At 57.9% G+C, this 15,741-nt stretch carries 16 protein-coding genes; 13 read left to right on the forward strand and 3 right to left on the reverse strand.

Annotated elements, in window-relative coordinates:
- Positions 1-13: 13 nt before the first annotated feature.
- The 4 genes from thiE (at position 14) to AACY26_RS19435 (ending at position 3,416) form a co-directional block, all read left to right on the forward strand.
- Positions 14-637: a thiamine phosphate synthase gene (gene thiE, locus AACY26_RS19420; protein WP_339516467.1), complete on the forward strand. Its 624-nt coding sequence runs from the start codon at positions 14-16 to the stop codon at positions 635-637.
- A gap of 67 nt (positions 638-704) precedes the next feature.
- Positions 705-1,994, forward strand: coding sequence for a glutamate-1-semialdehyde 2,1-aminomutase (gene hemL, locus AACY26_RS19425; RefSeq protein ID WP_339516469.1), 1,290 nt, complete (start codon positions 705-707; stop codon positions 1,992-1,994).
- Entirely contained in the window at positions 1,994-2,647 is a 654-nt protein-coding gene (locus AACY26_RS19430) for a DUF6962 family protein (protein ID WP_339516470.1), read from the forward strand. Before hemL ends, AACY26_RS19430 begins: the two co-directional genes overlap by 1 nt.
- 223 nt (positions 2,648-2,870) lie before the next feature.
- Positions 2,871-3,416: a tetratricopeptide repeat protein gene (locus AACY26_RS19435; protein WP_339516472.1), complete on the forward strand. Its 546-nt coding sequence runs from the start codon at positions 2,871-2,873 to the stop codon at positions 3,414-3,416.
- 57 nt (positions 3,417-3,473) lie between these two features.
- On the opposite strand, the gene AACY26_RS19440 is transcribed toward AACY26_RS19435, so the two are convergent.
- On the reverse strand, positions 3,474-3,797 hold the full coding sequence (locus AACY26_RS19440; RefSeq protein ID WP_010487263.1) for a DUF1820 family protein: 324 nt from the start codon (positions 3,795-3,797) through the stop codon (positions 3,474-3,476).
- A 129-nt stretch (positions 3,798-3,926) separates the two neighbouring features.
- On the opposite strand from AACY26_RS19440, the gene miaB reads away from it, so the two are divergent.
- The 5 genes from miaB to lnt all read left to right on the forward strand — a co-directional run bounded on the left by miaB (position 3,927) and on the right by lnt (position 9,375).
- Complete coding sequence (miaB, locus tag AACY26_RS19445; protein WP_339516476.1) at positions 3,927-5,270, forward strand: tRNA (N6-isopentenyl adenosine(37)-C2)-methylthiotransferase MiaB; 1,344 nt, start codon at positions 3,927-3,929, stop codon at positions 5,268-5,270.
- 134 nt (positions 5,271-5,404) lie between these two features.
- A complete protein-coding gene (locus AACY26_RS19450) occupies positions 5,405-6,409 on the forward strand; it encodes a PhoH family protein (protein WP_339516479.1) in 1,005 nt (334 codons plus the stop codon).
- Positions 6,402-6,860, forward strand: coding sequence for an rRNA maturation RNase YbeY (gene ybeY / locus AACY26_RS19455; protein WP_339516643.1), 459 nt, complete (start codon positions 6,402-6,404; stop codon positions 6,858-6,860). Before AACY26_RS19450 ends, ybeY begins: the two co-directional genes overlap by 8 nt.
- Positions 6,861-6,893: 33 nt before the next feature.
- Complete coding sequence (locus AACY26_RS19460) at positions 6,894-7,733, forward strand: HlyC/CorC family transporter (protein WP_339516482.1); 840 nt, start codon at positions 6,894-6,896, stop codon at positions 7,731-7,733.
- A gap of 121 nt (positions 7,734-7,854) precedes the next feature.
- Positions 7,855-9,375, forward strand: a complete 1,521-nt coding sequence (gene lnt / locus AACY26_RS19465) for an apolipoprotein N-acyltransferase (RefSeq protein WP_339516484.1) — start codon at positions 7,855-7,857, stop codon at positions 9,373-9,375.
- Positions 9,376-9,398: 23 nt separating this feature from the next.
- Here the strand turns inward: lnt and AACY26_RS19470 are convergent, their stop codons facing one another.
- Positions 9,399-10,157 (reverse strand): YdcF family protein, encoded by a 759-nt coding sequence (locus tag AACY26_RS19470; RefSeq protein ID WP_339516486.1) that lies wholly within the window; start codon positions 10,155-10,157, stop codon positions 9,399-9,401.
- A gap of 145 nt (positions 10,158-10,302) precedes the next feature.
- The gene (locus tag AACY26_RS19475; protein ID WP_339516488.1) at positions 10,303-10,731 is read right to left on the reverse strand and encodes a hypothetical protein; all 429 of its coding nucleotides are present in this window, start codon (positions 10,729-10,731) and stop codon (positions 10,303-10,305) included.
- 197 nt (positions 10,732-10,928) lie between these two features.
- Between AACY26_RS19475 and leuS the strand changes: the two genes are divergently transcribed.
- The 4 genes from leuS to arfA all read left to right on the forward strand — a co-directional run bounded on the left by leuS (position 10,929) and on the right by arfA (position 15,700).
- Positions 10,929-13,535: a leucine--tRNA ligase gene (leuS, locus tag AACY26_RS19480; RefSeq protein ID WP_339516489.1), complete on the forward strand. Its 2,607-nt coding sequence runs from the start codon at positions 10,929-10,931 to the stop codon at positions 13,533-13,535.
- Between the two features lie 57 nt (positions 13,536-13,592).
- The gene (locus AACY26_RS19485; protein ID WP_339516490.1) at positions 13,593-14,201 is read left to right on the forward strand and encodes an LPS-assembly lipoprotein LptE; all 609 of its coding nucleotides are present in this window, start codon (positions 13,593-13,595) and stop codon (positions 14,199-14,201) included.
- Between the two features lie 180 nt (positions 14,202-14,381).
- Positions 14,382-15,419: a DNA polymerase III subunit delta gene (gene holA, locus AACY26_RS19490; protein WP_339516492.1), complete on the forward strand. Its 1,038-nt coding sequence runs from the start codon at positions 14,382-14,384 to the stop codon at positions 15,417-15,419.
- A gap of 122 nt (positions 15,420-15,541) precedes the next feature.
- Positions 15,542-15,700 carry an alternative ribosome rescue factor ArfA gene (gene arfA, locus AACY26_RS19495; protein ID WP_339490160.1) on the forward strand — a complete coding sequence of 53 codons (159 nt, stop codon included), beginning with the start codon at positions 15,542-15,544 and terminating at the stop codon, positions 15,698-15,700.
- The last annotated feature ends 41 nt before the right edge of the window (positions 15,701-15,741 follow it).

A 15,741-nucleotide genomic window follows, 5' to 3' on the forward strand; every position in this document is an offset into this window, starting at 1 on the left:
TGGAGAGCATCTGATGAAATTGCGCGGGCTCTACGCGATTACCGACAGCCAGCTTCTGGCAGGTGACAAGTTGCTGCCCTATACCGAGGCAGCGCTTAAAGGTGGCGCCAAGCTGCTGCAGTATCGCGACAAGTCGACTAATGAAGCGCGACGCCTGCGTGAGGCTGAAGCATTGCGCGAGCTGTGTGCTCGCTACGGCGCGACCTTGATCATCAACGATGACGCAGAGCTCGCTGCGCGCCTCGGTGTCGGCTTGCACCTTGGCCAGAGTGACGGCTCGCTGGCCGTCGCGCGTGCCCTGCTGGGACGCAACGCAGTGATTGGCGGCACCTGCCACGCCGAACTTGAGCTGGCACAGAACGCAGTTAACGAAGGCGCCAGCTACATCGCCTTTGGCCGCTTTTTCAACTCAAATACCAAACCGGGTGCGCCGGCCGCGACTGTCGAACTGCTTAATCAGGCCGCGAGTCGCTTCCACCTGCCGATCGTAGCGATTGGCGGCATCACCCTTGAGAACGCCACGCAGCTGATAAGCGCAGGCGCCAGTATGATTGCAGTTATTCACGGGCTGTTTGCCGCCGACTCCGCGGCTGAAGTCGAGCGCCGCGCCCGCGCCTTCAGCGCGCTATTTGACTAGGCCGCAGGCCAACCACAGATTAAATTTTGCAGGGTTCAACACCCTGCGCAGACTTGAAGAGGCTCCCATGTCACGCTCAGAAACCCTGTTTGCCAACGCCCAGCAGCACATCCCTGGCGGCGTAAACTCACCGGTTCGCGCCTTCAAGAGCGTGGGCGGCACTCCCCTGTTCTTCAAGCACGCCGCTGGCGCTTATGTCACTGATGAAGATGACAAGCGCTATGTCGACTACGTGGGTTCGTGGGGCCCGATGATTCTCGGCCACAGCCATCCAGACGTCCTTGACGCGGTGCGCAAACAGCTGGAACACGGCCTGTCTTACGGCGCACCGACCGCCATGGAAACCGAGATGGCTGACCTGGTGTGCAGCATCGTGCCCTCCATGGAAATGGTGCGAATGGTCAGCTCCGGCACCGAAGCGACCATGAGTGCGATTCGCCTGGCACGCGGTTTCACCGGGCGCGACTCGATCATCAAGTTCGAAGGCTGCTACCACGGTCACTCCGACAGCCTGCTGGTGAAAGCTGGCTCCGGCGCCCTGACCCTCGGCGTACCAAGCTCGCCGGGCGTACCCGAAGCCTTCGCCAAGCACACCTTGACGCTGCCTTTCAACGACATCGATGCCGTAACCAAGTGCCTGAGCGAGGTCGGCAAGGATGTGGCCTGCATCATCGTTGAACCCGTGGCGGGCAATATGAACTGCGTACCGCCGGCGCCCGGCTTCCTTGAAGGCCTGCGTGAGCAGTGTGACAAGCACGGCGTAGTGTTGATCTTCGACGAAGTCATGACCGGCTTCCGCGTCGCCCTGGGTGGGGCACAGGCGCATTACGGCGTAACCCCGGACCTGTCGACCTTCGGCAAGATTATTGGTGGCGGCATGCCAGTTGGCTGCTTCGGCGGCAAGCGCGAAATCATGAGCCACATCGCTCCGCTTGGCCCGGTTTACCAAGCAGGCACCTTGTCTGGTAATCCGCTGGCCATGGCCGCCGGCCTGACCACGCTGCGCTTGATCAGCCGCCCGGGCTTCCACGCCGAATTGAGCGACTACACCGCTCGGTTATTGCAAGGCTTGCAAGAACGCGCCGATGCCGCAGGCATTGCCTTCACGACCACCCAAGCGGGCGGCATGTTTGGCCTGTACTTCACCGAGCGCAAGAATATCAGCAGCTTTGAAGACGTGATGAGCAGCGATACCGAACGCTTCAAGCAGTTCTTCCACCTGATGCTCAAGGGCGGCGTGTACCTGGCGCCTAGCGCATTCGAAGCCGGCTTCACCTCAATCGCCCTTGGCGAGACAGAGCTCAAGCTGACCCTCGATGCAGCGCAGAATGCGTTCGCCGAGATGACCAAAGCCTGATGCAATACAGCACAGCCGCCAGCGATGCATTGCTGGCGCTGGCTTGCATCGCCAGCGCCATCGTCATTGGCCGGGCCCGGGCGCGTTATGACGAAGCCGATCAACCGGCCTTGTTTTGCGCCCTGCTGGGGTTTGCCCTGACAGCTGGCGCTGCTAGTTGCGGCAGCGTGCGCTATGGCCTGGATCCTGACTGGCAAGGCACTCACCTCTGGCTAAGCCAGGCCAGCACCTTCCTCGGCCTCCCCCTGATCGGCTGCGCAGCCTTGACGCTAAGCCGCAGCTGGGCCTGGAGTCGGGCCAACTGGGGACGAATACTGCTCGGTTTGTGTGCTTTCTTTGAACTGGCACGGCAACTTAACCTATTGGCTGAGTACCGCTTGTTGCTGAACCTCAGCACCCTCGCACTGGTGCTCTACGCCGGAATAATCCAACGCCCCAACAAGGCCATGATGCTCGCAGCGGCCGTCGCGGTTGGACTCTTTGCAATTGCAGGCCTGGCTATTGGCACCGACGGTTACCTGGGCGGCATACGCCGGGTAGACTTGTTTCACCTGCTGCTGACACCCGCCTATCCGCTACTCGCCTGGTTATTATTGAAACTGCCAGGGCACAGCGCGGTCTCAACTCACACCAGTGAACCTGCAAGGGAATAGCTCACCGGCGAGCCACTTAAAAGCTTAAGCATCTGATTTATATGGAATGGATATGGTTTTCCAGTGAATCCGAACAGGACGCGAAGCCGCCGCATTACAGCTATTTACGATAAACACCGTAAACACTTTGTAAGAACACCACTGCTTATTTCATAATGTGACACCCGCCACGTTTTACGGGCCACTCATTAGTCGTATTGCACTGCGAGGAACACGGACCTTCATGAACCGCACCGGCCGCGCCCTATCTCTGGGCTGCCTGCTGCTTCTACCCTTACTCGCTTTCGCGGGCGGTAATTCGCTGCTTATTCCAGCGACAGGGAGCTGCTCACTAAATACTGCCCCTGAAGAACTGCCTAATGCGCTTGATGCCTGCCTGGCATCCGCCAATGCGGGTGATCCCCAGGCGGCATTTGAGCTGGGTGAGTTCTATTACGATGGCGAGCGTGCCCCCCGCGACCTGCAACAATCGCTCAACTGGTTCGAGCAAGCCTCGCTCAAAGGCCACGCGCAAGCGCAATATCACCTCGGCATGATGTTCTTCCGTGGCGAAGGCGTGCCAGCCAATAATATTCAGGCCTACATTGTGCTGAAAATGGCGGCGGTCAACGGCTCGGACCAGGCCATGGACAGCGCAGACTTGATTGCCGCGCAGATGCAGCGCAGTGAACTGGAAATTTCCAACCAGGTGCTGGGACAAATATTCCGCAACTATTTGCAGGAACTGCAAACAGCCGAGCATATAACGCCCTTCAATCCGCTGCCTTAGCAGGCAGGCGCATCAATGTTGCCACACAACGACTGATGCGCCAGGGCGCAGCTCGATCTACTTATCAGGCATCGGCATTGGGAACGGCATAATATTGCCGCCGCCCTTGGCCTCGCTGATCTTTGGCGTGCCCAGGCGCTCGACTTCATCAATCCGAATGATCGAATGCATAGGGACAAAGCTGCGCACGACACCATCAAACTGCGCCTTTAGCTTCTCTTCGCTCGGATCGACCACGACCTGGGTACGCTCACCAAAGACAAACTCCTCCACCTCAAGAAAGCCCCACAGATCGCTTTGAAAGATCTGCTTGGCGTACATTTCGTACACCTGCCCTTGGTTTAGAAAAATCACTTTATAGATAGGTTCGCGCTTGCTCATATGGGCAGTTTAGTCGGGCCAGAAAAATAACGGGCGCGAATCATAGCATGCAGGCAGTCAGGCAACGCTAGGAACACAAGCGCTTGGGGCATATAATATGCGGTTCTTCGAATCACCCTTTGAGCCCGCATGACCAAGAAGCTTTATATCGAAACCCACGGCTGCCAGATGAACGAGTACGACAGCTCGCGCATGGTCGATCTTTTGGGCGAACATCAAGCACTTGAAGTGACTGAACGCGCAGAAGATGCAGACCTGATTCTGCTCAACACCTGCTCCATCCGTGAGCGCGCGCAAGACAAGGTCTATTCCCAGCTGGGCCGCTGGCGTGAACTGAAACTGAGCAACCCGGACCTGGTTATCGGCGTTGGCGGCTGCGTTGCCAGCCAGGAAGGCGCCGCAATCCGCGATCGTGCGCCTTATGTCGATGTGGTATTTGGCCCGCAAACCTTGCACCGCTTGCCAGAGATGATCAACGCCGCGCGCGTCACCAAGCTGCCGCAAGTGGATGTCTCCTTCCCCGAGATCGAGAAATTCGACCGCCTGCCAGAGCCGCGCATTGATGGTCCAACCGCCTACGTCTCGGTGATGGAAGGCTGCAGCAAGTACTGCACCTTCTGCGTAGTGCCCTACACCCGCGGCGAAGAAGTCAGCCGCCCTATGGCTGACGTGCTCTCGGAAATCATCCACCTGGCCGAAAACGGCGTGCGTGAAGTGACCTTGCTTGGGCAGAACGTCAACGGCTACCGCGGCGACACTGGCGATGGCCAGACCGCTGACTTTGCTGAGCTGCTCTATGCGGTTGCCGCAATTGATGGCATCGACCGTATCCGCTACATGACCTCGCACCCACTGGAGTTTTCCGACGCGCTGATTCAAGCCCATGCGGACATCCCGGAGCTGGTCAAATACCTGCACTTGCCTGTGCAATCGGGCTCCGACCGGATTCTCGCAGCCATGAAGCGCAACCATACGGCGCTTGAGTTCAAGTCGCGTATTCGCAAGTTGAAAGCCGTGGTTCCCGAGATCCTGATCAGCTCCGACTTTATTATCGGCTTCCCTGGCGAGACCGAAAAAGACTTCGAGCAAACCATGAAGCTGGTCGAGGATGTCGGTTTCGACTTCTCCTTCTCGTTCGTCTACAGCGCGCGCCCCGGAACCCCGGCCGCAGACCTGCCCGACGACACCCCCGAGGAGCTGAAAAAGCAGCGACTGAAGATCCTGCAGGACCGCATCAACCAGATCGGCTCGGCAAACACGCGACGCATGGTCGGTAGCGTCCAGCGCATTCTGGTCAGCGATTACTCAAGGAAAGACCCAGGCATGCTCCAAGGTCGCACCGAGAACAACCGCGTAGTCAACTTCCGCTGCGACAACCCGGGCCTGATTGGCCAATTTGTCGACGTCATGATCGACAGCGCCCAGTCTTACTCACTGCGCGGCAGCCTGATCACCGATTCAGGCGCAGAATAAACCTGTGCAGCCCAATAAATCAGGGCCTTTCACACAGACTGGACTAAAGCCTATGCTGTTCATGCTTTCATGCGTGAACAGCTAAGGCTATTCTTGCTCAACGACCCCTGCCGACTGGCGGCCATCTTATTATTTTGAACATACAGACAGAACCACATCATTTTATCCTCGAGCCGTTCGAAGCCAACCGCTTTGCCAATCTTTGCGGGCAATTTGACGAGAACCTGCGCCTGATTGAGCAACGCCTCGAAATCGAAATTCGCAATCGCGGCAATCAGTTCGAACTGCTTGGCGATGGCGAGCAAACCCGCGCAGCAGAGCAGTTGCTGCGCCGCCTCTACCGTGAAGCCAAAAGCACGGAACTGTCGCCTGACACGGTGCACCTGTTCCTGCAGGAATCCGGTATCGAGGAGCTGAAAAACTCAACGGTCGAATCCAAAATTGCCCTGCGCACGCGCAAAGGCATGATCAGGCCGCGCGGAACCAACCAGCAGGCTTACGTCAAATCCATACTCGAACACGACATCAACTTCGGTATTGGCCCGGCTGGCACGGGTAAAACCTACCTGGCTGTGGCCTGCGCAGTTGACGCACTGGAGCGCGAGCAGATTCGCCGCATTCTCCTGGTTCGCCCCGCAGTTGAAGCGGGCGAGAAGCTCGGCTTCCTGCCTGGCGACCTGTCGCAAAAGATCGACCCCTATCTGCGCCCGCTGTATGACGCCCTTTACGAGATGCTCGGCTTTGAACACGTGGCCCGCCTGATCGAGAAGCAAGTGATTGAGGTCGCCCCGCTGGCCTATATGCGCGGCCGCACGCTCAACAACAGCTTTATCATTCTCGACGAAAGCCAGAACACCACGCTTGAGCAGATGAAGATGTTCCTGACCCGGATCGGCTTCGGCTCCACCGCAGTGATCACCGGCGACATCACCCAGGTTGACCTGCCACGCGGCACCAAGTCGGGCCTGACTCACGTCATCGACGTTTTGCGCGATGTGCCGGGCATCAGCTTCACTCATTTCAAGCCCAAGGACGTGGTCCGCCACCCGTTGGTGCAACGTATTGTTGAAGCCTACGAGCGCTTCGATGAGCACGCAAATGGCAAGCCCACCAATGAACGAGGCAACAGCGATGCTTGAGCTGGACCTGCAGATCGCCAGCGATGCCAGCGATTTACCCAGCCAAGCGCAATTTATCGAATGGTGCGAGATTGCACTGCGCCAGCGCAGTGCCGACTCGGAGTTGACCATACGCCTGGTCGATGAAGCAGAAGGGCTTGAGCTCAATCACACTTACCGCCAGCGCGAGTACGCCACCAACGTGCTCTCGTTCCCGGCGGACGTGCCGGATGAAATGCTTGATATCCCACTGCTGGGCGACTTGGTCATTTGTGCGCCAGTGGTTGCCCGCGAAGCCATCGAGCAAGATAAAAACCTGACGGCCCACTGGGCACATCTGGTGATTCACGGCTGCCTGCACCTTCTAGGCTACGACCATATTGAAGATGCAGAAGCCGAGGAAATGGAAGCATTAGAACGCACACTGCTCGCCGAGCTGGGTCATCCCGACCCTTATGCCGACGACGAATGATTGATCACAAGCAAGGATCCTGAGTAAAACCCCATGAGCGAAGACCGATCGAGCAACGAGCAAAAGTCATGGCTGAATAAGCTGACACAGGCTTTTGCTCACGAGCCGAAAAACCGTCAAGAACTGCTGGAAGTCCTGCGCGAGGCGCACCAGAACAAGCTACTCGACAGCGAGGCGCTGGCCATCGTTGAAGGCGCTATTCAGGTGGCTGACCTGCAAGTTCGCGACATTATGGTTCCACGTTCACAGATGATCAGCATCAAAGCCACGCAAACTCCAAAAGAGTTTCTGCCATCAATTATCGAGGCGGCGCACTCGCGCTATCCGGTAGTGGGTGAAAGCCTTGATGATGTGATCGGCATTCTGCTCGCCAAGGATCTGCTACCGCTGATCCTTCAAGAAGAGCAGCAGAGTTTCAACATCAAGGACCTGCTGCGTCCGGCGACCTTTGTCCCTGAATCCAAGCGCCTCAACGTACTGCTGCGCGAGTTCCGCGCCAATCACAACCACATGGCGGTGGTGATTGACGAGTACGGCGGCGTCGCTGGCCTGGTGACCATTGAAGACGTGCTCGAACAGATCGTCGGCGACATTGAAGACGAACACGATGTCGAGGAAGACAGCTACGTCAAACCACTGCCAAGCGGTGACTTCCTGGTCAAGGCGCTAACCCCGATCGACAACTTCAACGAAGCCTTCGGCACCGAATTCTCCGACGATGAGTTCGATACCGTTGGCGGCTTGGTCATGAGTGCCTTTGGCCACTTGCCAAAGCGCAACGAAGTGACCGAGATCGGCGGCTTCCGCTTTCGCATCCTCAATGCCGACAGCCGACGCGTACATTTGCTGCGTCTCACCCCCCTGGCAGGCTGATACAGGCCCCGACCGAGCCTGTATTGCGGCTCGGTCGGGGGCATCAACTTCAATTGTAAACTTGCCGAACATGGGCGCTTACCTATAGCCTCCAGCGGTCTTTTATCGTCTAGGATTTAACATGCGCTGGATCACCCGCCCGGGTTGGCTAGGTAACCTGATTAGCATGGCTGCAGGCGCCATCACCACACTGGCTCTTGCACCCTTTGATATCTGGCCGCTGGCACTGCTGTCCATCGCCCTGTTTTATCTGGGCCTGCGTGACCTGGCCCCAGGCAAAGCGGCCACCCGTGGCTGGTGCTATGGCTTTGGTCTATTTGCCGCGGGCACCAGCTGGGTCTACGTCAGCATTCACACCTTTGGTGCTGCCTCTCCCCTGCTGGCGGGCCTGCTGACGCTTGGTTTTGTCATGGGCCTGGGGTTGTTTTTCGCCTTGCCGGCCGCCATCTGGGCGCGCTGGATTCGCCGACCTGAAGCGCCGCTCGCCGACGCCCTGGCATTTGCCTCACTGTGGGTTGCCCAAGAAGCCTTCCGCGGCTGGTTCCTGACCGGTTTCCCTTGGCTTTATGCTGGTTACAGCCAGCTCGACGGGCCACTCACCGGGCTTGCGCCAGTCGGTGGTGTATGGCTGATCTCATTTGCCCTGGCCCTGAGCGCAGCGCTAATCATCAACCTCTACTCACTGCGCAAGCGCCCAGCGTTTCTAGCCGCTGGCGCAGTACTATTGGCTACGCCCTGGCTGAGCGGCCTGCTGCTCAATGGCCACGCCTGGACCCAAGCCGCCGGACAGCCGCAGAGCGTGCTATCAATCCAAGGCAATATTGAACAGAGCATGAAATGGGACCCTGCCAAGCTCGAAGCCCAGCTTGAGCTGTACCGTGACCTGACACTGAACGCCAAGCCAACCGACTTGATCATCTGGCCAGAAACAGCAGTGCCGGTGCTCAAAGACCAGGCGCTCGGCTACCTGAGCAGCATGGACAACTTTGCCAGTGAGCGTAAATCGGCGCTGATCACCGGCGTACCGATTCGCCAGCCTAACAAAGCGGGTGAGATGCGCTATTACAACGGCGTAACCGTGCTCGGCCAAGGCAGTGGTGACTACCTCAAGCAAAAGCTGGTGCCATTTGGTGAATACGTACCGTTACAGGAAGTGCTGCGCGGCCTGATCGCCTTCTTTGACTTGCCGATGTCTGACTTTGCCCGCGGCGACTCAGACCAGCCCCTGCTTGAAGCCAAGGGCTACAGAATCGCAACATTGATCTGTTATGAAGTGGTTTATCCGGAGTTCGCCGCTGGCCTTGCCGCCAAGAGCGATCTACTGCTTACGGTCAGTAACGATGCTTGGTTCGGAGACTCAATCGGCCCACTGCAACACTTGCAGATGGCGCAAATGCGCGCCCTGGAAGCAGGTCGCTGGATGATTCGCACCACCAACAATGGCATGACAGTACTGATCGACCCCATGGGCAAGATCACCGCCAAGCTGCCACAGTTCAAGCGCGGCATGCTCTACGGCAGCGTCCAGCCGATGCAGGGCTTGACGCCTTACCTGCAGTTTCGCTCCTGGCCGCTGATTATCCTTTGCGGCCTGCTGTTCGGCTGGGCCTTGCTGGCCAGCCGCATTGCAAAAACCGTTTAACCCGCAGCAAATCAGCCCCCTACTTAATAAAACAGGCGATAGCCAACATGGCCAATCGCCTCGTTAATCAGCCAGGTGCTTTGCATAAAGGCCTTGCCGTCTGGTAACCAGCCGGCATCCGGACGCGCATCAAGCCTGGCCAGCGACCCAACCGGGGCTGGGATCACCTCAAATCCAAGCTGCTCGAAACTCCAGCGCGCCCGCGCCATATGAAAGGCTTGCGTGACCAACACCACGCGGTTGATCTGCTCGGGCTTGAGGAGCTCACGACTAAACTGCGCGTTTTCCCAAGTAGTGCGGCTCTGCGACTCTTGCCAATGCGTGGCCACGGAAAAGTCCTCGGCCAGCACCTGGGCCATGATTGCCGCCTCACTTGGCGGCTTACCAAAATGCAGTCCACCGGATATCAACACTGGCAACCCTGAAGCCTTGGCCAACCTTGCGGCATACCGCAGCCGCTCAATGGCCAAGGCGCTGGGTTGGTCTTCTGCCCAGGCCGCGTCGCCCTGATCACGACCAGCCCCGAGCACAACGATTGCATCGCCCAGCTGGGCCAACCGAGCGACCTGCTCCGCGCTCAGAGCCGGCTCCGTTTCGATCTGCTGCGCGGCCCACTCAACCGTCACCGGCAAGCTCATCAGATAGAGCCCTCCTGCGCCACATACGAAGCAGCAGGTAGCAATCCGTGGCGCCCGCTTACGCAGCCACCATGAGAGGATTAACAAGATAAACAACACGCCGGGCGGCATGCACAGTTGCTTGATCAGGAAACGAAGCGGCATTGAGTCAATCCATCGACAGTCGCGGACAGTATTGTCACGAACAGGGGCGGTAAAGCGCTGAAATATATCAGACCGCTGTCTTGATTCAGCAGCGCAGGTCAAAGTCCTGAGTATTAAAGCGAACTGTCCAGCTGTAGCGGAAAACTCAATGCAGCTCCTCTGCCCGCTCCATCCGCAACAAGGTTGACCCACAAACCTGGCAACTGCACGCCCGCGACAGCGACTGCAACGCCAGGGAACTGCCACAGAGGGCGCAACTTAGCTGACCACATCTGGTACTCAAAGGCCTTAATCGCGAGACTGATGCATGCCGCACATTCAAACCGGGACGACGCTCAAGACCGGCAAGCTCTGTGGCGGCAGCATGCCAGCCCCGCAACCAGTTCAAGTCACCTTCTAGATAGGCGTTGATCAGCCCTAACTCGGCAGGCGTCAAGCCGCGCAACTCCAGCTCTTGCGGTTCGCTTGTGACAAGCCCCCGCACACTTTCTGCGTCATCCAGCGCGGTAGTCAGCCGTTGCAGTAAGCGACCATATAACCCGGCACTGGCTTGCACCCTTTGAAATTCGTCCATCAAGCACCTCATCCGGGCATACATGCTCTATTAATTGATAGCTTAGCGACCTCGACTTATGCGGTGGGCCGCTGCGACAAACGGCGACCGACTGCCTGATGGATGGCCAGATAATGAAATCAGGGTTTCCCACTGTTGCCGGGGGTCATGTATGCTACGGCGTTTCCCGAAAGCCTCTATTCCTAGCGCAAGTAGCCATGCACGAACAGTATCAGCCACGCGAAATCGAAGCCGCCGCGCAATCCCAGTGGGATGCGCAAAAATCCTTTGTAGTGAGCGAACAGCCAGGCAAGGAAACATTCTATTGCCTGTCGATGTTCCCCTACCCGAGCGGCAAGCTGCACATGGGTCACGTGCGCAACTACACCATCGGTGATGTGATTGCCCGCTACCAGCGTATGCAGGGCAAGAACGTACTGCAGCCGATGGGCTGGGATGCCTTTGGCATGCCGGCTGAAAACGCCGCCATGAAAAACAAGGTAGCGCCCGCCAAATGGACCTACGAAAACATCGATTACATGAAGACCCAGCTGAAAAGCCTGGGCCTGGCAATCGACTGGACACGCGAAGTCACCACCTGCAAGCCTGACTATTACCGTTGGGAGCAGTGGCTGTTCACCCGCCTGTTTGAAAAAGGCGTGATCTACCGTAAAAACGGCAGCGTGAACTGGGACCCGGTCGACCAGACCGTCCTGGCAAACGAGCAGGTTATCGACGGCCGCGGCTGGCGCAGTGGCGCGCTGATCGAAAAACGCGAAATCCCGATGTACTACTTCAAGATCACCGCTTACGCGGAAGAGCTCTTGACTAGCCTGGACGAACTGGATGGCTGGCCTGAGCAGGTCAAGACCATGCAGCGCAACTGGATCGGTAAATCGCGTGGCATGGAAGTCTGCTTCCCCTACGACGTTGCCAGCATTGGCAGCAGCGGCGAGCTGAAAGTATTCACCACCCGTCCAGACACCTTGATGGGCGCCACTTACGTCGCAGTGGCCGCTGAGCACCCGCTGGCCACACAAGCGGCACAAGGCAATCCGGAGCTGCAGGCATTTATCGACGAATGCAAGCGTGGCGGCGTGGCTGAAGCGGACATCGCCACCCAGGAAAAGAAAGGCCTGCCGACGGATTTGTTCGTAGAACACCCGCTGACTGGCGATAAACTGCCAGTCTGGGTCGCCAACTACGTATTGATGCATTACGGCGATGGCGCGGTTATGGCCGTGCCTGCGCATGATGAGCGCGATTTCGAATTCGCCAGCAAGTACGACCTGCCAATCAAAGCCGTGGTGCGCACCAGCGCAGGTGATGAAACGCCTGCGCCTTGGCAAGAAGCCTATGGCGAGCACGGCGAGCTGATCAACTCCGGCGAGTTTGATGGCCTCGACTTCCCTGGCGCCTTCGACGCGATCGAAGTCGCCCTGCAGAACAAAAACCTCGGCAAGTCTCGCACGCAATTTCGCCTGCGCGACTGGGGCATCAGCCGCCAGCGTTATTGGGGCTGCCCGATTCCAATCGTGCATTGCGACAGCTGTGGCGATGTACCCGTACCGGAAGACCAGCTTCCAGTCGTACTGCCCGAAGACGTGGTGCCAGACGGCGCGGGTTCACCGCTGGCGCGCATGCCTGAGTTCTATGAGTGCAACTGCCCGAAATGTGGCGCACCAGCCAAGCGCGAAACCGACACAATGGACACCTTCGTCGAGTCGTCCTGGTACTTCGCGCGCTACGCTTCGCCAAACTACACCGGCGGCATGGTTGACCCGGACGCTGCCAATCACTGGCTGCCGGTTGATCAATACATCGGCGGCATTGAACACGCGATCCTGCACTTGCTGTACGCACGCTTCTTCCACAAGTTGATGCGTGACGAAGGCCTGTTGAGCTCAAACGAACCGTTCAAGAAATTGCTGACCCAAGGCATGGTGGTTGCTGACACCTACTACCGCGTTGCTGAAAACGGCGGTAAGGACTGGTTCAACCCGGCAGATGTGGAGATTGAGCACGACAGCAAGGGCAAAGTGACTGCTGCAAAACTCAAGGCTGATGGCATGCCAGTCGAGATTGGCGGCACCGAGAAGATGTCGAAGTCGAAAAACAACGGCGTCGACCCTCAAGCCATGATTGACCAGTACGGCGCGGATACTTGCCGCTTGTTCATGATGTTCGCCTCGCCGCCCGACATGAGCCTGGAATGGTCTGATTCGGGCGTTGAAGGCGCTAGTCGCTTCCTGCGCCGTGTCTGGCGCTTGGCTCAGGCCCACGTCAACGCAGGCTTGCCGAGCGCCAAACCACAGGCCGAATTGAACGACGCACAAAAAGAAGTGCGCCGCGCCATTCACCTGGCAATCAAGCAAGCCAGCCAGGATATAGGCCAGCATCACAAGTTCAACACCGCAATTGCCGCCGTGATGACCTTGATGAATGTGCTTGAAAAAGCTGCACAGACCACAGACCAGGACCGCGCCCTGCTGCAGGAAGGCCTGGAAACCGTGGTACTGCTGCTGGCGCCCATCACGCCGCACATCAGCCACGAAATCTGGCAGCAACTGGGCCATGAAATCGCGGCGATCGACGCCAACTGGCCACAGCTGGACGAGTCGGCACTGGTGCAAGACAACCTGACGCTGGTGATTCAAGTCAACGGCAAGCTGCGCGGGCAAATTGAAATGCCTGCCAGCGCCAGCCGCGAAGAAGTGGAAGCGGCTGCCCGGGTTAACGAAAACGTACTGCGCTTCACCGAAGGCATGACCATCCGCAAAGTGATAGTAGTGCCGGGTAAACTGGTCAATATAGTCGCTAACTGATTAGAACCCGGCGCTGTGCAATACGCCGCGCCGGGACGCTCGCCAAGGGGATACAAGATGATCAAACGGAATCTGCTACTAATCGGCCTGGCCGCTCTACTCAGCGCCTGCGGCTTTCAGCTGCGCGGCACCGGTGACGTGCAATTCACCCTGACTGAACTCAACGTGATCGCACGCAATGCCTACGGTGAAACAGTCAAGCAAGTGACCGAGACCCTCGAAAACAACAAGGTCAAGGTTCATGCGGGCGCGCCTTACACATTGGCGCTGGTCAATGAGCAGGAAACCCAACGCGCGGCCAGCTACACCAGCTCCGCACAAACCGCAGAAAGCGAGCTAACCACCCGCCTCGACTACGAGATCCGCGGTGGCAGCAAGAATCTGCTGTTGCAGAGCAACCAGCTTGAAGTACGCAGCATCCAAACCCGCGACGGCAACAACATCGTGGGCTCTGATGAAGAAATGGCCCAGCTGCGCCAGGAAATGCGCCGCGACCTGATCAACCAGCTGATGCTGCGCCTGCAACTGATCACCCCGGCACAGCTTGATGCATTGCTGCAAACCGCAGAGGCCAAGGCCCAGGCCGAAGCAGATGCAGAAGAAGCCGCACGCCAGCGTCAAGCTGCTGAGCCGCAGCAATCGCCAATGGAAATACCTGCACAGTAAAGTCTTGGGTGGGCGTCGCTTTTTCGTCCACCCTTTGACCCAGCTAATGGTGCAACGTGAACCCATTTGCGCCACAAACAGCAATAAACTGCTGCACGTTGGTGGACAGGCTTCATTTCGTCACACCCTACGCCCGGCGGATCTGGCTTAATCCGCCACTGTCTAGAGGCCCCGGCGCAGATGAAACTTAATCCAGCACAACTTGGCAAACACCTACAAGGTGCTCTGGCAGCCGTTTACGTCGTCAGCGGCGACGAACCTCTGCTCTGCCAGGAAGCCTGCGATGCGATACGCGCAGCCACCCGTACCCAGGGTTTTAGTGAACGCCAGGTGTTCAACGCCGAAGCTAATTTCGATTGGGGTAACTTACTCCAGGCCAGCGCCAGCCTCTCGCTATTTGCCGACAAACGCCTGCTTGAGTTGCGCATTCCCGGCGGCAAGCCAAGCGACAAGGGCGTTGCTCTACTGGAGTACCTGGCGCGCCCCGCTGAAGACACCGTCCTGCTGGTAAGCCTGCCCAAACTCGACGGTAGTACGCAAAAGAGCAAATGGGCCAAGGCCCTGATCGAAGGTCCAAACACCCAGTTCTTGCAGATCTGGCCGGTGGATGCCAACCAGCTCGGCCAATGGATTCGCCAGCGCATGGCCCAGTCTGGCTTGAGCGCAACTCAAGAAGCTGTGGAGATGATTGCGGTGCGTGTCGAAGGCAACTTGCTTGCCGCCGCACAGGAGATCGAAAAGCTCAAGTTACTCGCCGAGGGCAATCAGGTTGATGTCGACACCGTCCAGGCAGCCGTGGCCGACAGCGCTCGCTTTGATGTTTTTGGCCTGATCGATGCTGCGCTCAATGGCGAGGCCGAGCACGCCCTGCGCATGCTTGAAGGCCTGCGCGGCGAAGGTGTCGAACCACCAGTTATCCTCTGGGCATTGGCCCGTGAGATTCGCTTGCTGGCAACCATTGCCCAGCAATACAGCCAAGGCATGCCACTCGACAAAGCTTTCAGCTCTGCTCGCCCACCAGTCTGGGATAAACGCAGGCCCCTGGTCAGTAAAGCCCTGCAACGCCACTCAGCACAGCGCTGGGCCAAACTGTTGGAAGACGCGCAAGCCATTGATGCGCAGATCAAGGGCCAGGCCCCGGGGGATGCCTGGAGCACCCTGAACATGCTGACCCTGAGCATGTGCGGCAAACGCCTGAGCATCAGCAGCGCCGTATAACTCAGGCGCAACCGATTGATGCGGCGCCATCTAATACAAGCTCACGCCAATCTGGACTTTAATCCATAGCAGGCTCATCATTTGCTGTTGTTATGCAGTAAACCCGCACTATGGAGAAAACCATGAGCAAATCAGGTCAAAAACGACCGAATAAAGCCAAGTCAATCGTTGCCCAGCCGTTATTTCGCAGCCAGCAACAAAAACCGCAGAAAGGTAAAGGCAGTTACCGCCGCCAAGCCTCCCAGCAAAACTGGGAGGCTTGTTCGTTTAAGGCAGCCTGAAACCACCGTTTCAGTCTGCATGCAGCCTCATCCATGTTATG

The organism is Pseudomonas sp. RL_15y_Pfl2_60, from assembly GCF_963970595.1.
Lineage (GTDB): Bacteria > Pseudomonadota > Gammaproteobacteria > Pseudomonadales > Pseudomonadaceae > Aquipseudomonas.

Bases quoted from the DNA above. Each gene is read 5' to 3' on its own strand.
- miaB (WP_339516476.1), top strand. From the start codon at position 3,927: ATGACCAAGAAGCTTTATATCGAAACCCACGGCTGCCAGATGAACGAG.
- ybeY (WP_339516643.1), top strand. From the start codon at position 6,402: ATGCTTGAGCTGGACCTGCAGATCGCCAGCGATGCCAGCGATTTACCC.
- thiE (WP_339516467.1), top strand. From the start codon at position 14: ATGAAATTGCGCGGGCTCTACGCGATTACCGACAGCCAGCTTCTGGCA.
- AACY26_RS19485 (WP_339516490.1), top strand. From the start codon at position 13,593: ATGATCAAACGGAATCTGCTACTAATCGGCCTGGCCGCTCTACTCAGC.
- arfA (WP_339490160.1), top strand. From the start codon at position 15,542: ATGAGCAAATCAGGTCAAAAACGACCGAATAAAGCCAAGTCAATCGTT.
- AACY26_RS19435 (WP_339516472.1), top strand. From the start codon at position 2,871: ATGAACCGCACCGGCCGCGCCCTATCTCTGGGCTGCCTGCTGCTTCTA.
- AACY26_RS19460 (WP_339516482.1), top strand. From the start codon at position 6,894: ATGAGCGAAGACCGATCGAGCAACGAGCAAAAGTCATGGCTGAATAAG.
- leuS (WP_339516489.1), top strand. From the start codon at position 10,929: ATGCACGAACAGTATCAGCCACGCGAAATCGAAGCCGCCGCGCAATCC.
- AACY26_RS19430 (WP_339516470.1), top strand. From the start codon at position 1,994: ATGCAATACAGCACAGCCGCCAGCGATGCATTGCTGGCGCTGGCTTGC.
- lnt (WP_339516484.1), top strand. From the start codon at position 7,855: ATGCGCTGGATCACCCGCCCGGGTTGGCTAGGTAACCTGATTAGCATG.
- AACY26_RS19475 (WP_339516488.1), bottom strand. From the start codon at position 10,731: ATGGACGAATTTCAAAGGGTGCAAGCCAGTGCCGGGTTATATGGTCGC.
- AACY26_RS19440 (WP_010487263.1), bottom strand. From the start codon at position 3,797: ATGAGCAAGCGCGAACCTATCTATAAAGTGATTTTTCTAAACCAAGGG.
- holA (WP_339516492.1), top strand. From the start codon at position 14,382: ATGAAACTTAATCCAGCACAACTTGGCAAACACCTACAAGGTGCTCTG.
- AACY26_RS19470 (WP_339516486.1), bottom strand. From the start codon at position 10,157: ATGCCGCTTCGTTTCCTGATCAAGCAACTGTGCATGCCGCCCGGCGTG.
- hemL (WP_339516469.1), top strand. From the start codon at position 705: ATGTCACGCTCAGAAACCCTGTTTGCCAACGCCCAGCAGCACATCCCT.